This window comes from Saccharothrix sp. CCNWYY140 (genome assembly GCF_037401995.1).
In the GTDB taxonomy this organism is placed as follows: domain Bacteria; phylum Actinomycetota; class Actinomycetes; order Mycobacteriales; family Pseudonocardiaceae; genus Actinosynnema.
In genome coordinates, this window is sequence record NZ_JBBEGC010000074.1 from 19,650 (window position 1) to 35,284 (window position 15,635).

Annotated in this window: 15 protein-coding genes; 8 read left to right on the forward strand and 7 right to left on the reverse strand. The window is 70.7% G+C overall.

Annotated features, from left to right (window positions below):
• Positions 1-24: 24 nt before the first annotated feature.
• The 3 genes from WBN91_RS26845 to WBN91_RS26855 all read right to left on the reverse strand — a co-directional run bounded on the left by WBN91_RS26845 (position 25) and on the right by WBN91_RS26855 (position 3,119).
• The gene (locus tag WBN91_RS26845; RefSeq protein ID WP_337727221.1) at positions 25-1,419 is read right to left on the reverse strand and encodes a DUF4365 domain-containing protein; all 1,395 of its coding nucleotides are present in this window, start codon (positions 1,417-1,419) and stop codon (positions 25-27) included.
• Between the two features lie 25 nt (positions 1,420-1,444).
• The gene (locus tag WBN91_RS26850; protein WP_337727220.1) at positions 1,445-2,296 is read right to left on the reverse strand and encodes a hypothetical protein; all 852 of its coding nucleotides are present in this window, start codon (positions 2,294-2,296) and stop codon (positions 1,445-1,447) included.
• Positions 2,297-2,426: 130 nt separating this feature from the next.
• Complete coding sequence (locus WBN91_RS26855; RefSeq protein WP_337727219.1) at positions 2,427-3,119, reverse strand: class I SAM-dependent methyltransferase; 693 nt, start codon at positions 3,117-3,119, stop codon at positions 2,427-2,429.
• A gap of 75 nt (positions 3,120-3,194) precedes the next feature.
• On the opposite strand from WBN91_RS26855, the gene WBN91_RS26860 reads away from it, so the two are divergent.
• The 3 genes from WBN91_RS26860 to rnhA are packed head-to-tail and all read left to right on the forward strand — an operon-like array spanning position 3,195 to position 5,995.
• Positions 3,195-3,587: a DUF1801 domain-containing protein gene (locus WBN91_RS26860; protein WP_337727218.1), complete on the forward strand. Its 393-nt coding sequence runs from the start codon at positions 3,195-3,197 to the stop codon at positions 3,585-3,587.
• Between the two features lie 43 nt (positions 3,588-3,630).
• Positions 3,631-5,529, forward strand: coding sequence for a UvrD-helicase domain-containing protein (locus WBN91_RS26865; RefSeq protein ID WP_337727217.1), 1,899 nt, complete (start codon positions 3,631-3,633; stop codon positions 5,527-5,529).
• A 13-nt stretch (positions 5,530-5,542) separates the two neighbouring features.
• Positions 5,543-5,995 (forward strand): ribonuclease HI, encoded by a 453-nt coding sequence (rnhA, locus tag WBN91_RS26870; protein ID WP_337727216.1) that lies wholly within the window; start codon positions 5,543-5,545, stop codon positions 5,993-5,995.
• On the opposite strand, the gene WBN91_RS26875 is transcribed toward rnhA, so the two are convergent.
• Positions 5,996-6,586 carry a TetR/AcrR family transcriptional regulator gene (locus WBN91_RS26875; protein ID WP_337727215.1) on the reverse strand — a complete coding sequence of 197 codons (591 nt, stop codon included), beginning with the start codon at positions 6,584-6,586 and terminating at the stop codon, positions 5,996-5,998.
• A 75-nt stretch (positions 6,587-6,661) separates the two neighbouring features.
• Between WBN91_RS26875 and WBN91_RS26880 the strand changes: the two genes are divergently transcribed.
• Positions 6,662-7,825: an FAD-dependent oxidoreductase gene (locus WBN91_RS26880; protein WP_337727214.1), complete on the forward strand. Its 1,164-nt coding sequence runs from the start codon at positions 6,662-6,664 to the stop codon at positions 7,823-7,825.
• Positions 7,826-7,907: 82 nt separating this feature from the next.
• Positions 7,908-8,774 carry a hypothetical protein gene (locus tag WBN91_RS26885; protein WP_337727213.1) on the forward strand — a complete coding sequence of 289 codons (867 nt, stop codon included), beginning with the start codon at positions 7,908-7,910 and terminating at the stop codon, positions 8,772-8,774.
• Positions 8,775-8,818: 44 nt separating this feature from the next.
• Here WBN91_RS26885 and WBN91_RS26890 read toward each other — a convergent pair whose 3' ends face one another.
• From WBN91_RS26890 to WBN91_RS26900, 3 genes are read right to left on the reverse strand one after another with little or no spacing between them, the layout of a single operon-like run.
• Positions 8,819-10,213, reverse strand: coding sequence for a GntP family permease (locus tag WBN91_RS26890; protein WP_337727212.1), 1,395 nt, complete (start codon positions 10,211-10,213; stop codon positions 8,819-8,821).
• On the reverse strand, positions 10,210-11,796 hold the full coding sequence (locus WBN91_RS26895; RefSeq protein WP_337727211.1) for an N-acyl-D-amino-acid deacylase family protein: 1,587 nt from the start codon (positions 11,794-11,796) through the stop codon (positions 10,210-10,212). Before WBN91_RS26895 ends, WBN91_RS26890 begins: the two co-directional genes overlap by 4 nt.
• Positions 11,797-11,810: 14 nt before the next feature.
• A complete protein-coding gene (locus tag WBN91_RS26900; RefSeq protein WP_337727210.1) occupies positions 11,811-13,070 on the reverse strand; it encodes an amino acid deaminase in 1,260 nt (419 codons plus the stop codon).
• Positions 13,071-13,417: 347 nt separating this feature from the next.
• Between WBN91_RS26900 and WBN91_RS26905 the strand changes: the two genes are divergently transcribed.
• From WBN91_RS26905 to WBN91_RS26915, 3 genes are read left to right on the forward strand one after another with little or no spacing between them, the layout of a single operon-like run.
• Positions 13,418-14,383: a sugar kinase gene (locus tag WBN91_RS26905; RefSeq protein ID WP_337727209.1), complete on the forward strand. Its 966-nt coding sequence runs from the start codon at positions 13,418-13,420 to the stop codon at positions 14,381-14,383.
• A complete protein-coding gene (locus WBN91_RS26910) occupies positions 14,383-15,132 on the forward strand; it encodes an IclR family transcriptional regulator (protein ID WP_337727208.1) in 750 nt (249 codons plus the stop codon). Before WBN91_RS26905 ends, WBN91_RS26910 begins: the two co-directional genes overlap by 1 nt.
• Positions 15,133-15,146: 14 nt before the next feature.
• Positions 15,147-15,530, forward strand: coding sequence for a RidA family protein (locus WBN91_RS26915; protein WP_337727207.1), 384 nt, complete (start codon positions 15,147-15,149; stop codon positions 15,528-15,530).
• The last annotated feature ends 105 nt before the right edge of the window (positions 15,531-15,635 follow it).

The following is a 15,635-nucleotide window of genomic DNA, read 5'->3' on the forward strand; positions in this document are numbered from 1 at the left end:
GACGGCCACGTTTCGATGTGGGGGCTAAGCGGGGGATTCGTCCGAGCGCGGCTTGGCGGATGCCCTCCGGACGAAAAACTCGCCCGGCCAGAAGGTGTCCCCCATCATCAACTGGTCGAAGAGCACGCAGACGGCTCCGGGTGTGTCTTCGGAGTCCCAGACTGCCGAAACATCCCGGCCGCGCTCGTTCCCGTGCCGACTCAGCCAGTAGATCCTGTCGCCCGGCCTGAGCATGAACGCCGGTACGAACTCCCGGTTCGACGACCTGCGAGTGCTCGGCTGTCCGACCCGCGCGCCGAAACCGTATTCCGCGGCCGGTCGAGGGCATCGCCAGACGATCCGGAACTGCTCGTCGATCGGCAGCGCGGGCGAACCCACGCGCACGTCTTCGACCAGGTAGAACGTGACGAGCCGACGCGCCTTGTCCGACATCTCGGACCACGGTTTCGAGAGCGCTTCGGCAGATGCCTCGGCATCCGACTCCCACTCCGTGACGATGGCAGCCAGGTCGTGGTCGATTGCGGTCTTCGCGCGGAGCGCCTGGATCGACCGGGTCAACACATCGGGATTGATCCAAAGGCGGCGTTCAACTCTTTTGGCCACGTAGTTGTCACGTGCGGCGAGGTTGGCGTGAAGTGGCGCATCGTCGACGGCGGGTTCGCGAGCCCACTGAGTCGCGTCGAAGCAGGCCGCCAGCCACAGTGCCTCGGCCGTGCTCAGCACCGTGTCCGCCACCACGGGTACGCCGCGAAGCTCGCCTTGTCGACCGTTGAGGTGGAGGTGCTCGGGGCCGATGTGCTCCGGATACCAGTCGAGGTCGCTGTGGAGCAGGGTTGCGAATCCCTCGCCCCGGCGCTGCCAGAAGATCAGATCCTCGCCGTGCACGTTCACGTGGTGCTGCACGATGTCCGATGGACCGAAGTCGACGCCCGCCATCTCGCCCAACTGGGCCTGGATAATGCGATTGCCCCGATAGCGGCTCAGGTAGCGTCTGGCCTCGGTGACGAAGTCCGCGATGGATTCATCGTCCAACTTCCGGTCCGGGCTGATGGTGATCGTCTTGATCGCCTTGCCCTCGCGCCTGGCCGACAGCAGTTGCTTGGTGGCATTGGCCCAGTGGAGACGGTCGGTGTCCGGGTCGTGCACAACGCAGAACACCGGGATGTTGCCATCGGTCCAGGTGCCGCCGTGATCACCGATCGGCACGGCGTACCCGTCGCCCCTGCGCCACGAACGGCCGCCCTTGACCTGGATCTTGACCACGTCGCCGGTGACTTCACCGTCCTCGGTGAACGTGACGTGTTGGTCCTCGCCGAAGTCGTTCTGGCCGTCCACCTCCTGGACTATGTGGTTGTGCCGCTCCAGAAGCGTCCGCAGTGCGTTGACCGCCGCTCGGCCGGCTCTGCGAGCTTCAGGCACTTTCGGCAACGGAACCTCCGGATGGTCAGCTCTGTCGGTCGGCTCGGAAGCGGGCCGCGTCGTCGAGCAGTTCGCCCACGGTTCGGGCGGCCGGAGTGGGGGTGGTGTTGTCGCGGAAGCGGTGCAGCAGATCCATTCGCACGCGTGCGGCCTCGCCTCGGAGGACGCGTTCGACTATGCGGTCCTTTTCGGCGACCGGCAGGCGGAGCGCCCAGGCGGTGACGTCGGCGAGGTCGTGCGCGGTGCTGTCGAGCTGCGGGCTGGTTCGGGCCGCGACCGCGAGCAGGTCGTCGTCGAGGCGGAGGAAACGGGCCAGCGCCCGCTGTGGCGCGGTGAGCGTGCCCAGACCCGGTGGGACCGGGGGCTCGACGTCGTCGTCCGCCTCGCGGTCGAAGGCGTCCTCGTCGCGTTCCCAGACGCCGTAGGCGGCGAGCCAGGCCAGGTAGAGCGGTCGGAGGTCGCCGGCGGCCAGTTCTGCGCGCACACCGACGATCTCCGACAGCAGCGTGTCGGGCTCGTAGTCGAAGTCGCCGGGTTCGTCCTCGTTGACGAATTCGAGCACGACGAACTCGTCCGCGGTCCAGGCGCTCACCTGGTCTTCCACGCAGTAGTCGTCGACGACCTCGAGGTCGAGCAGGGTGCTGGGGAGGCGGAACATCACGCGGTGGGTGCCCCAGTCCGCCACGTAGAGGTGGGCGTCGTAATAGCGCTCCACCAACTCGTGGACGTCACCCTTGAAATCGCCCCACTCGTACTCGTTCACGAAACTGGTGGCCGTGATGGTCGCCCGGGTGGACAGGGATCGGACCGCGGCCTGCTGGGCGTCGTCGAGGGGGCGGTCGATCGCCAGGAATTCGTAGTACTGGTACTCGCTCACTGCCCGTCCAATTTCACCGGCTCGCAGGGAAGTGCCGTGCAGGAGCTCGAACCGTCTCCTGGGGCGGGCGCCAGCGTAGCGAGGTCGGAAGTCGAGGAAGAGTCAGCACAGCGGCCGGGTATCGCCTGGCTCAAGCGGTCACGGTGAAGAGGGTGTAGCCGTAGGTGATTTCGGCTTGGTCGGGGTGGGTGGCCAGCCATTCGTCCACCACGTCCGGCGGGAACTCGATGCGCAGCACGGACTCCAGTTCGGCCGCGTCGCGGCAGCGCCACGACGACATCACCTCGGTGCGGCGGGCGCCGTGGCGGTGCCACCACTCGTCGGTCGTGTCGGCGGTGCCCTGGGCCGTGGCCCATGTGGAGCGGGTGAGGAGGGTGGCGAATTCGCCGTGGCGCCAGTCGTTGTCGATGACGACCAGGTGTCCGCCGGGCTTGAGCACCCGCAGGACCTCGCGCAGGCCCGGTTCGCAGTCGGGTGGGAAGAAGTAGGCGAAGCGGGCGTGGACGACGTCCACCGAGGCGTCGTCCAAGGGGAGGTGTTCGGCGGAGCCGGCCAGGACCGGGGTGTTGACGCGGGCGGCGGCGCGGTTCCGCAGGTCGGGGTCGGGTTCGACGCCGATGGCGGTGGTGCCGGGGTCGGCGGTGTAGCGGGGTAGCCAGAAGCCGGTGCCGCAGCCGAGGTCGACGATCGTGCGCCCCGCCCAGTCCGCTTCGGCGCGCAACGCCCGCCACAGGACACCGGTCGGGTCGATCGCCTCGTTCTCCCGCTCGTACACGTCCGGGTGGTCGGCGATGTTCGGCGCACGCGCGAAGTCCGAGAACACGGCCGGATTCTCGCCCCGCCATGTCGAAATCCGCGACCGGGTTTCTACTCGTCCAGGAGAGAAGGGACACCAGCCATGACCGACCCGCGCGTGGACGACTACATCGACGCCCTGCCCGAGTGGCAGCAGGACATCTGCCGGCGCGTGCGCGCCCTGGTGCACGAGGCCGACCCGGAGATCGAGGAGACGATCAAGTTCACCAACCGCCCGTACTTCGTCCTCCAGGGCAATGTCTGCGCCCTGCTGGCCACGAAGGACCACGTGAACGTCTTCCTGTACGACGGCGGCCTGGCTCCGGACCCGCACGGCATCATCACCGCAGGTCATGGCAACAAGACCGGCCGCATGATCTCGATCTACCGCGACGACCCGATCAACGCCCCGGCGCTGGTCGAGCTGCTCCGCCACATCATCGCCGACAACCGCGCGGGCGGGTGGCGCAAGATCAAGAAGGCGGCATCCGGGTGATCGGCCTCTCTCGTAACGCCGTTACCGGCTACCTTCGTGACGCGTGGCATTGAGTGCGCACGCGTGGCGGCAGGTCCAGCAGCAGGCGGGTGAGTTGGTCGGGCGCGCGTGGCCCGGCGCGGACGCGGTGTGGCGGCGGGTGCTGACCGCCCTCGTGGCGCAGACGGCGGACGGCTGGCGCGTGCTCGCCCGTCGGGACACCGCGCGCCGGGACCGTGCGGACGTCTTCCTGGTCGGGGTCAACGGTGTCACGGTCGTGGCGGTCGGCGGACTGGACGACGCGAAGCAGGCGGTCCGGCTCGCCGAGGAGGCGTGCGCGGGCATCCGGGGACCGCAGGGACAGGTGCTGGCGGGCAGCGCGATCCACTACGCCGTGGTCGCGGGCGACGCGCCGGACCCGTTCGCGCGGCTGACCGAGGCCGACGTGCCCCGCCTGTTCCGCCGCGACAACGCCCACCTGACCCGCGCGCAGGTCGACGCGATCGCCGCCCGCCTCGCGAACCGGCTGGAGGGGTACGGGAAGCTGGGCGTCCAGGCGACCGGGCGCGCGCCCGAAGCACCGGGCTTGCTGGACGTCGCGGACGTGGCCGAGGACCAGCTCGCCGCCGCCCGGCAGCGGCCGTTCGAGACGTGGCTGACGTTCCTGCACCCGCACCAGCAGGCTGTGGTGACGCGGCGGTACAACGGTCCGGCGCGGATCAGCGGTCCGGCGGGTACCGGCAAGACCGTCGTGGCCCTGCACCGGTTGCGCCACCTCGCCCGCCGCACCACGGGACCGCTTCTGTTCACCACGTTCGTCCGCACCCTGCCCCGCGTCCACAAGTCGACCTTCGCCCGGTTCGCGCCCGAGCTGGCCGACCGCGTCGAGTTCGTCAACCTGCACTCGTGGGCCCGCGACCTCCTCGACGCCCGCGGCACCCCGTTCCCGGTCGACGCCCGCGCCGCGCAAACCCAGTTCAACCGGGCGTGGACGGTGCACCGCGACGTCCTGGCCGAGCTGGAGGCCAACCCCGCGTACTGGCACACCGAGATCGACCGCGTGATCAAGGGACGCGGACTGGAGGCCTTCGAGGAGTACGCCGCCGTGGTCCGCAAGGGCCGCCGCGTGCGGCTCGACGTGGTCCACAAGCGGAAGGTCTGGCAGCTCTACGAGACCTACCAGGGTTACCTGCGTGAACGTGGCGTGCACGACCACAACGACCTGGTGGCCGCCGCCTTGGCGGCGGTGCGCGACGAGCGCCCGCGCTACGCGGCGGTGGTCGTGGACGAGGTCCAGGACATCACGCTGACCGGCCTGCGCCTGCTGCGCGAGCTCGCGGGCGACGTCCCGGACGGGTTGCTGCTGGTCGGGGACGGTCAGCAGCAGGTCTACACCGGCGGCTGGCGGCTGTCCGACGCGGGCATCCCGGTGCAGGGGCGGGGTGAGGTGCTGCGGGTGAACTACCGCAACCGGGAGCGGGTCCTGACCTTCGCGCGCGGCTTCGACGCGGACAACGCGGTGGACGACCTGGACGGCGCGGCCGGCGTGACCCTGCGCGAGGCGGAGGCCGTGGCGCCCGGCGGCGAGACGAAGCGCTGGTCGGGCACGTGGGCGGAGTTGCCGGAGGCGTTGGCGAGGGCTGTGCGCGAACTGTCCGTGCCCCTCGGGCAGGCCGCCGTGATCACCTTCTCCAACGGCGCCGCGCACACCTGCGCCCGGCTGTTGCGGCAGGCGGGGGTGGAGGTGTGCGCGTTGGAGGACTTCGACGGCGGGTCCGACGACCGGTTGAAGGTGGGCACGGTCCACCGCGCCAAGGGCCTGGACTTCCAGGGCGTGCTGGTGGTGGAGGTGACCCGGGACGGCCCGGTGCCCGCCGAACAGGCCGAACTGCTCGCGCGGCAGCGGCTGGTCGCGGCGACCCGGGCGCGGGACCACCTGTGGTGGGCCGAGGTGCGGGAGTAGGTAGATTGCCCGGGTGGGTGAGGGCGTGGTCGAGATCTACACCGACGGGGCGTGCAGCGGGAACCCCGGGCCTGGTGGGTGGGGTGCTGTGTTGCGGTACGGGCAGCACGAGAAAGACCTGCACGGGGGTGATCCCGGGCCTACCACGAACAACCGCATGGAGTTGATGGCGCCGATCAGGGCGTTGGAGAGCCTCACCCGGCCCTCGGTCGTCCGGATCTACACCGACAGCACCTACGTGCGCAACGGCGTCACCTCGTGGATGGCGAAGTGGAAGCGCAACGGTTGGATGACCTCCGCCAAGCAGCCGGTGAAGAACGCCGACCTGTGGCAGCGCCTGGACGAAGCCGCCGCCCCGCACGAGGTCGAGTGGCACTGGGTGAAGGGGCACGCTGGGCACGTCGACAACGAGCGTGCCGACCGGCTGGCCGTCCTCGGGGTGCAGGAGGCTCGGTCGAGGGCCTGATCAGCCCAGGTGGCGGACCAGGCGGGCCAGCTGTTCCGCGTAGTGCGAGGTGAACTCCGGCGACGCCGGGTCCTGGCCGGTGATCCGCCTCGCCATCTGGGGCATGAAGATCGTGGCGCTCGCGGCGGCCGTGATGGCCAGCAGGAACGCGGCCGGGTCCACGTCCGCGGGTAGTTCGCCCTCCGCCTGACGGCGCCGCACGTCCTCCACCTGCGCCCTGAAGTACTCCGTCTCGCCCTGGTCGGGGACGGGCTCTTCGGTCACGTTCGTCCACACCAGCAGCCGTGCCCAGTCGCGGTGTGTCGACGTGCTCAGGGCGAACCTGCGCACGACCTCGGCCATCGGCCCTTCTCGCAGCACGTCCGCGTGCTGGAGCCACTGGCCGGTGATCTCCTTGAACAGGCCTTCCTTGCCGCCGAAGTAGTACGAGATCAGCTGCTTGTTGACGCCCGCCCGCTCGGCGATCGCGCCGACCCTGGCCGCGGCGAAGCCCTTCGCGCCGAACTCGGCGACCGCCGCCTCGATGATGCGCGCCTTGGTGCGCTCGGGGTCGCGCTTGCGTTCGTCGGTGTCGGGGGAGCGGCGTGGCACGTCGGCAACGGTAGCCGACGTACCGGTTCAAACGCACGGTTGACTTAATCATCCAACTGGATGATAGTTGTCCGCATGAGCATCCACGTGGCGGTGATCGGTGGCGGTGTCGGCGGGCTGTGCCTGGCCCAGGGCCTCAAGAAGGCCGGGGTCGAGGTCTCGGTGCACGAGCGCGACCGCACGCCGACCGACCGCATCCAGGGCTACCGCCTGCACATCGACCCGCACGGGTCCCAAGCGCTGCACGACTGCCTCCCGCCCCACCTGTGGGAGGAGTTCGTCGCCACGGCCGGGTACGCGGCCGGCTTCGGGTTCGTCGACGACCGGCTCACGCCGCTGCTGACCCTCGACGTCCCGCAGGCCGCGCCCGAGCGCGCGCACCACTCGGTCAGCCGCGTTACCCTCCGCGAGATCCTGCTCGACGGCCTGGACGTCGACTTCGACCGCCGCTTCACCCGCTACGAGCACGTGGACGGCCGGATCACCGCGCACTTCGCCGACGGCTCCACGGTCCGCTGCGACGTCCTGGTCGGCGCGGACGGCGCGAACTCCGCCGTGCGCGCCCAGTACCTGCCCCACGCCCGCCGCGTCGACACCGGCATCAGCGCCGTCGCGGGCAAATTGCCGCTCACTCCTGACACCCGGGCGTGGCTGTCGCGGCAGTTGCTGGACAACCCGCTGTCGATCATCCCGCGCACCGCGGCGGGCATGTTCCTGGCACCGCATGTGCTCGACGGCGAGGGCTACCTGATGTGGGCCTACGCGGCGGACGGCCTCGACACCTCCGGCGACCTGAAGACCGTGGTGGCGCAAGCGATTGCGGACTGGCACCCGGACCTGCGGCGCATGGTCGCCGAGACGCCGGGGGAGGAGGTCGCCCACTGGCCGATCCGCACGTCGGAGCCGGTCGCGCCTTGGCGGCCCACGACGGTGACCCTGCTGGGCGACGCCATCCACAGCATGACCCCCATGCGCGGCATCGGCGCCAACACCGCCCTGCGGGACGCGAGGTTGCTGTGCTGCAACCTGCTCGACCGCGCGCCGCTGGACGCGATCGCCGACTACGAGCGGCAGATGCGGGACTACGGCTTCGCGGCGGTGAAGGGGGCCCTGCGTAGCGCCCACCAGTTCGTGTCCGGCAACCGGGCGGGCAAGGTCGCGTTCAAGTCGGTGCTGCGGCTGTTCCAGGCCGTGCCGCCGCTGAAGCGGGTGGCGTTCCGCGAGCCTGCGGTGGACTGAAAATCCGGTTGAACCTCTTGGTGCCGCCGCCCGTGTAGGTGGCAGTCGGTCGCCGAAGCGCGATCACCCAAGGAGGTTCACCATGATCCGCACTCGTGCGGCTGTGTTCGGGGCGCTCGCCGGGATCGCGTTGCTCGGTGCGTGCGGCCAGGCCCCTCAGCCCGGGACGGCGATTCCCGCTCCCCAGGAAACCGTTGTGGCGGAAGCAGGAGCGAACGCGTTCGCGCAGGAATCGGAACTCGCCACGGCCGTCGTGCCGAGCCTGGGCACCGTGCTGACCGATGGCGGCGGCTTGACGCTCTACCGGTTCGACAAGGACACCGCGAGTCCGTCAGTGTCCAATTGCGACGCTGACTGCGCGCAGAAGTGGCCGCCCGCCGTGGCGCAGAACGAAGAAGTCAAGGTCGCCGGTGTCGACGACAAGCTCGTCGACACCATCGAACGCGCGGACGGCACCCGGCAGATCACCGTCAGCGGCTGGCCGATGTACCACTTCGCGCAGGACCAAGCCCCCGGCGACGCCAAGGGGCAAGGCGTCGGCGGCACGTGGTTCGTCGCCGCGCCGGACGGCAAGAAGGCGCAGCAGGCGTCCAGCGGCCTGGCGCTGACCACCGCGTCCGTCGGCAAGCTCGGCACCGTGCTGACCGACAAGGACGGCATGACGCTGTACCGCTTCGACAAGGACACCGCCAAGCCGCCGACGTCCAACTGCGACGGCGACTGCGCCGTCAAGTGGCCGCCCCTGCTCGTCGAGTCCGAGAACTTCGAGGTGCAGGGCGTCGACAAGGCGCTGGTCGGCACGGTCACCCGCAAGGACGGCACCAAGCAGGTCACGGTCGCCGGCTGGCCGATGTACCTGTTCGCCGAGGACAAGGTGTGCGGCGAGGCCAAGGGTCACGGCGTCGGCGGCGTGTGGTTCGCCGCCAAGCCCGACGGCTCGAAGGCCTGAGAGAACGCCGGTGCCCCCAGCACGGAGGGGGCACCGGCTCCCGGCTACACCACCAGGCTCAACAGGGCCGCCACCACGAACCCGACCACGGACAGGATCGTCTCCAGCACCGTCCACGTCTGGAGGGTTTCCTTGACCGACAACCCGAAGTACCGCGACACGATCCAGAACCCGCCGTCGTTGACGTGCGAGGCGATGATGGACCCGGCCGCGATCGCCATGACCACCAACGCCAACTGCGGCTGCGAGTACCCGAGGTCGCCCACGACCGGCGCCACGATTCCGGTCGTGGTCACGATCGCCACCGTCGCCGATCCCTGCGCGATCCGCATCCCGCAACTGATCACATAGGACAGTGCGATCACCGGCAACCCCAGGTCCGACAGCTCGGTCGCCAGCACCTTGCCCACACCGGTCGCCGACAGCACCGCGCCGAAGAACCCGCCCGCGCCGACCACCAGCAGGATCATCGCCACCGGCCGCAGCGACGCCCCGGACAGCTCGCCGATCTGCTGCCGCGTCATCCCGCGCCGGAAGCCCAGCAACCAGAACGCCAGCAGCACCGCGATGGTCAGCGCCACGGCAGGCGTGCCGAAGAACGTGAACACCCCGTACAGCAAGGATCCCTTGGCCAGCAGGATGGACCCGAACGTGCCCGCCAGGATCAACACCAGCGGCACCGCGATGATCCCGAGCACCAGCGACAGCGGTGGCTCGCCCCGACCCTCCTCGGCCCGCACCTTCTCCGCGGCGGCCAGCATCTCCTCCGGCACCGGCACCACGACCCGTTTGCCGACCCACGCCGAGAAGATCACGCCACCGATGAGCCACGCCGGGATCGCCACGGCCAACGCCATGATGATGATCCAGCCCAGCGACACCTTCAGCAGACCGGCGGCGGCCACCGGTCCGGGGTGCGGCGGCATGAACGCGTGCATCACGGACAACCCGGCCAACAACGGCATCGCGTACAGCACGATCGACCGGCCCGACCGCTTCGCGGCCACGTACACCAGCGGCGCCAGCACGAAGATGCCGATGTCGAAGAACACGGGCACACCGAAGATCAACCCGGCCAGCCCCATCGCCAGCGGCGCGCGCCTCTCCCCGAACGACCGCAGCAGCGACCGCGTCAGCACCTCCGCGCCGCCGGACGCCTCCAGGATCGCCCCGAGCAGCGTCCCCAGGCCGATGATGGCGGCGACGTGGCCGAGGATGCCGCCGAACCCGGTCTCCAGCAGCGACCCGGACGCCTTCTGCGCCGACCCCACCAGCTGCTCGACCGGCAGCCCGGCGGCCAGCGCCACCAGCAGGCCGACCACCAGCAGCGCGATGAAGGGCTCGACCTTCACCTTGATGATCAGCACCAGCAGCAGGGCGATGCTGAGCGCGGACAGCGTGAGCAGCCCACCGGTGGAATGCTGCAACCAGTCGATCATGCGCGGCTCCGGGTGTTTCGCAGGGAGTGTCCGGGCAGGGCGTCCGTGCGCCTGCCGGCGTCGACCACGGGGATCCCGTTGACGACGACGTGCGGGATGCCCGCGGCGGCCTGCCGGGGCTGGTCGAAGGTCGCGGTGTCGGCGACCTCGTGCGGGTCGAACAGGACCAGGTCGGCGGCGAAGCCCTCGCGCACCAGGCCCCGGTCGGTCAGGCGCAAACGCTTGGCGGCACGTCCGGTCAGGTGCGCGACGCACTCCTCCAGGCTCAGCACGCCCAGCTCGCGCACGTACCGCGCGAGGTAGCGGGGGAACGTGCCCCACGCGCGCGGGTGGGGCCGGTCGCCGACCAGCAGGCCGTCGCTGCCGCCCGTGTGCGCGGGGTGGCGCATGATCGCCTGGACGTTCTCCTCGTGGCCGACGTGCATCAGGCACGAGGTGCCCAGGCGCTCGGACACGAGCGTGTCGAAGTACAGCTCGGCCGGCGCCGTCCCCAGCTCGCGGGCAGAGGCCAGCACGGACTTGCCGACCAGGTGCGTGTTCTCGGCCTTGCGGACGCCGTTGATCTCGATGGTGTCCCAGTCGACCGGCACGCCGTGGCAGCCGTCCGAGCCGATCTCCTCGATCTCGGCGCGGATGCGTTCACGGGTGTCCGGGTCGGTCAGCCGCTCCAGGGTCTTCTCGGGGCCGCCCTCGCTGCTCCAGCTCGGCAGCAGCGCGGACAGGTAGGTCGCGCCCGGCAGGTACGGGTAGGTGTCGAGGGTGACGTCCGCGCCCGCCGCGATGGCGTCGTCCAGCAGGGCCAGCAGTTCGCCCGCGCGACCCCGGTTGACCTCGAAGTTCATCGTGGCGTGGGCGAGGTGCAGGGGACAGCCCGACGCCCGCGAGACCTCGACCATCTCCGCGTACGCCTCCAGCGCGCTGGCGCCGTAACTGCGGTGGTGGGGGCTGTAGTAGCCGCCCAGTTCGCCGACGACCCGGCACAGGGCCTTCAACTCGTCCGCGTCGGCGTACATGCCGGGGGTGTAGGTGAGGCCCGACGACATGCCGACCGCGCCCTGCTTGAGCGACTCCGCCAGGACCTCACGCATTCGGTCCATTTCGGACTCCGTGGCCGGCCGGTCGTCCCAGCCGACGCACAGCATCCGCAAAGTGCCCTGGGGGACCAGGTAGGCGGCGTTGACGGCGATGCCCCGGTCGAGCCGGTCCAGGTACTCGCCGACCGACCGCCAGTCCCAGTCGAAACCCGCCGGGTCGTCGTTCCAGCCCGCGAGCTGGGCGCGCAGGGCGGCGAGGACGTCGTCGTCGACCGGGGCGTAGGACAGCCCGTCCTGGCCGATGACCTCGGTGGTCACGCCCTGGGACACCTTGGCCAGGTGGTCGGGGTTCGCCAGCACCTGGAGGTCGGAGTGGGAGTGCATGTCGATGAACCCGGGCGCGAGCACCAGCCCGTCCGCGTCGACGTGCCTGCGGCCGGACACCCGCCCGATCTCCGCGATCCGGCCCCCGTCGACCCCCACGTCCGCCCGGTAGCCGGGCGCGCCCGTGCCGTCGACCACCAGCGCGCCCTTGAAGACGATGTCCACGCCGCCGTCCCCTCTCAGAAGTACGTGCGCACGAGGTCGACGACGGTGGTGCCGTCGACCACCGGGAGCAGTTGCCACTTGTCGAACACCGTGCAGGGGTGGGACAGGCCGAAGCCCACCCAGTCGCCGACCTCGACCGACTCGTCCGCGGGCAGCGACAGGAAGGTGTGCTGGTCGTTGAGCGCGGTCACCACGCCCTTCAGCGGGCGGACGCCGTCACGGGTGCGGACGACCTGCGGCTCGGGCAGGCCCTCGTCGAAGGACGCGTCCCGCTTGCCCATCGTCAGCAGCGCGAGGCCGGGTTCCGGGCGGGAGGTCACCTGCGCCCACGCCTTCAGCGCCGGCCGGAACGGCACCTCGCCCTCGGTGCGCCCCAGCGGTGAGATGCCGCGGTAGAAGCCGTCGTCGTGCGTGATGTACGCGCCGCTGCGCAGCACCGGCCGCACCGGGAACGGCCACGGACGGGTGAGAACCGTGGCCACCTGGTCGAAGTACGCGCTGCCGCCGGCGGTGACGATCGGGTCCTCCACCTCGAACAGGTCGTGGATGCCGATGGCGAGCACGCGGAGGTTGTCCAGGTAGGCGTCGATCGTCGCGCGCGAGTCGTCGGTGGCGTCGTGCGCCAGCGCGCCCTCGTAGCCGCCGACGCCGACCAGCCGCAGGGCGGGGCTCTGCGCGGCGGCCTTCGCGACCTCGATGGCGGTCGGCAGGTCGCGCGCGCCGGTGCGTCCGTTGGCGGCGCCGAGTTCCACGAGCACGTCGACTGGTCGCGTGAGCGTGCCGAGGGCTTCGGTCATGCGCTCGACGCCCGCGACGGAGTCCACCCAACAGGTGAATTCGAAGTCGGGGTAGCGGGCCAGCTCGTCGGCGACCCAGCGCAGGCCCGCGGGGTCCACCAGCTGGTTGGCCAGCAGGATGGTGCGGACCTTGAACGCGCGGTAGACGCGCAGCTGGCTGGTGTTGGCGGCGGTGATACCCCATGAGCCGTGGTCCAGCTGGCGGGCGAACAGCTGCGGTGACATGGTCGTCTTGCCGTGCGGGGCCAGCAGCACGCCGTGCTCGGCGCACCACGCGGCCATGACCGCCAGGTTGTGCTCCAGGGCGGCGGCGTCCAGCACGACCAGCGGTCCGACGAAGCCGTCGGCGAACAGGTCCAGCCGGCGCCCGACGACCTCGCCGACGGTCGCGCCGAACGCGTCCGCGGGCAGGCCCTTGAACCGCCAGTCGATCCGCTCGTCGCGGAGGGCGGCGACGGCGTCCCGGTCGATGTCCACGTGTCTCGCTCCTCACGTTGCATATGTTGCAACGGCTATTGCGCGATGTGATGCCGAGATGTGTAACATTCGCCTGCCGCCTCGTCAATGAACCGGCGGGCCGCGTCGGCTTGTCGGGTCGCGTTTCCCGCCGATCAGCTTTTCCGATCGGGGGGAAAAGCGGCGCGCCCCGCCCGCGTTGAGGGCGCCCGCCCGCCCCCGCGCAGCCCGGGCCAGGCGGTTTTGTGGGGTGGGTTTCCCCGCCTAGAAGTTTCCCCGCGGGGGGGCACCGGGGGCGCCCCGCGCCGACTTTCAGGCGGCCCGCCCGCCCCGGCGAAGCCGGGGCAATCCAACACGGAGGACAGTGGATGCGGTTCGACCTTTCGGGCGGCGTGGTGTGCCTGGGCGAGACGATGGCTGTGCTGGTGCCCGCCGAACCCGGTCCCGTGCGCTCGGTGCGCACGTGGACGCGGGCCATTGGCGGGGCGGAGTCCAACGTGGCCATCCACTTGGCGCGCTTGGGTTTGCGCAGCCGCTGGGTGTCTGCGGTCGGCGATGACGCCTTCGGTGGTGCCGTGCTCGACTACGTCGGCGGCGCGGGCGTTGATGTGTCCGGCGTGCGGGTCGATCGGTCGAGGCCGACCGGGTTGTACGTGAAGGAAGCCGACCCGTCCGGGAGTCACGCGCGCTACTACCGGTCTGGATCGGCGGCGTCCGCTATGGGGCCCGAGGTGTGGGCCGGACTCGAGTTGGACGGTGTTCGGCTGGTGCACGTCAGCGGGATCACGGCGGCGTTGTCGGACAGCTGTCTCGAACTGCTGCGGGAAGTGCTGCGCGGACCCCGTGAGCACCTGGTGTCGTTCGACCTGAACTGGCGGCCGGCGCTGTGGGCCGACCGCGACCCGTCCGTCCTGCTGGAACTGGCCGACGCCGCCGACATCGTGCTGGCCGGCGCGGACGAGGCGGAAGCGGTGTGGGGGACCGGTGACCCGGAGAAGCTGCGCGCCCTGCTGCCCAGCCCGTCCACCCTGGTCGTCAAGCAGGGAAAGGAAGGCGCGACGGCCGTGGAGGACGGCGGGTCCACCTACCAGGAGGCCCTGAGGGTGGACGTCGTCGAGCCGGTCGGGGCCGGTGACGGGTTCGCCGCCGGGTACCTCGCGGCGCACCTCGCGGGCCTGCCGCCGACCCGCCGGCTGCGCGCCGGGCACCTCCAAGCCGCCGCCGCGCTGCTCACCAGCGAAGATGTGGGCGAACCGCTGCCGCCCGAGGTGACCGGGCCGCTGCTGTCCGCAGACCCGCCGACGTGGGCCGCCGCGCACCTGAGGAGACTGTGATGAGCCAGAGCCTGGACCGGGCGTTGACGTTGATGGGGGAGCTGGCCAAGGGCGCCAAGACGCTCGACGAGCTGTCCGCCGTCATCGACGTGCACAAGTCCACCACGCTCCGGCTGCTGCGCACCCTGGAGTCGCACCGGTTCGTGCGCCGCGACGGCGTCCACCACTACCGGCTCGGCGCGGCCCTGTTCGACCTGGCCAACCGGGCGCTGGAGGAGCGGGACGTGCGCCGCGCCGCCGAACCCGCGCTGCGCGAGCTGAACTCCAGACTCGGCTACACCGTGCACCTGGCGTCCTACGAGGGCGGCGAGGTCATCTACATCGACAAGTACGACAGCACCCACCCGATGCGCATGTACTCCCGCATCGGCCGCCGCGCCCCGCTGCACTGCACGGCCGTGGCCAAGGTCCTGCTGTCCGACCTGCCCGAGCCCCGCCGCCGCGAGGTCGCGCGGGAGATCGACTACGTCCCGCTGACCGCCAACACCATCACCACGCCCGAGGCGTACCTGGAGGAGTTGACCCGCGTCCGCGAGCGCGGCTACGCCATCGACAACGCCGAGCACGAGGACTTCATCCACTGCATCGCCGCACCCATCCGCGGCGCGCGCGGCGAGGTGCTGGCGGCGGTCTCGATGTCGGTGCCCAAGGTCCTGCTCGACTTCGACGGCCTCCTGAGCCACCTGCCCGACCTGCTCGCGACCGCGCGGGCGGCGTCCCTCGAATGCGGTTACACACCGCGCGACTAACAGGAGATCAACGCATGGCCAAGACCGAGATCCGCACGCCGAACGCGCCCACCCCCGTGGCGTCGTTCTCGCAGGGGGTGATCAAGGGCAACATCCTCCAGGTCGCGGGCCAGGTCGGGGTCGACCCCGCCACCGGCGAGGTCGTCGGCGACACCGTCGCCGAGCAGACCCGCCAGGCCCTGCGCAACGTCGCCGCGGTGCTCGAAGCCGGCGGCTCCTCGCTGGACGACGTCATGATGATGCGCGTCTACCTCACCGACACCTCGCAGTTCGGCGAGATGAACGAGGTCTACAACGAGTTCGTCAAGCAGCAGCCGTTCCCCGCCCGCACGACCGTCTACGTGGGCCTGCCGGAGGGCCTCCTGGTCGAGATCGACGCCCTCGCGGTCCTGGGCTGAACCCGCGAGGCCGCGTCGGCCTGTCGCGGCGGCGGTCTGCCCGGACCCCGCCCACGAGAGGCGCGCCAAGCGCCGCGCGGGGGCCCCCAACCCGCCGGCCCCCCC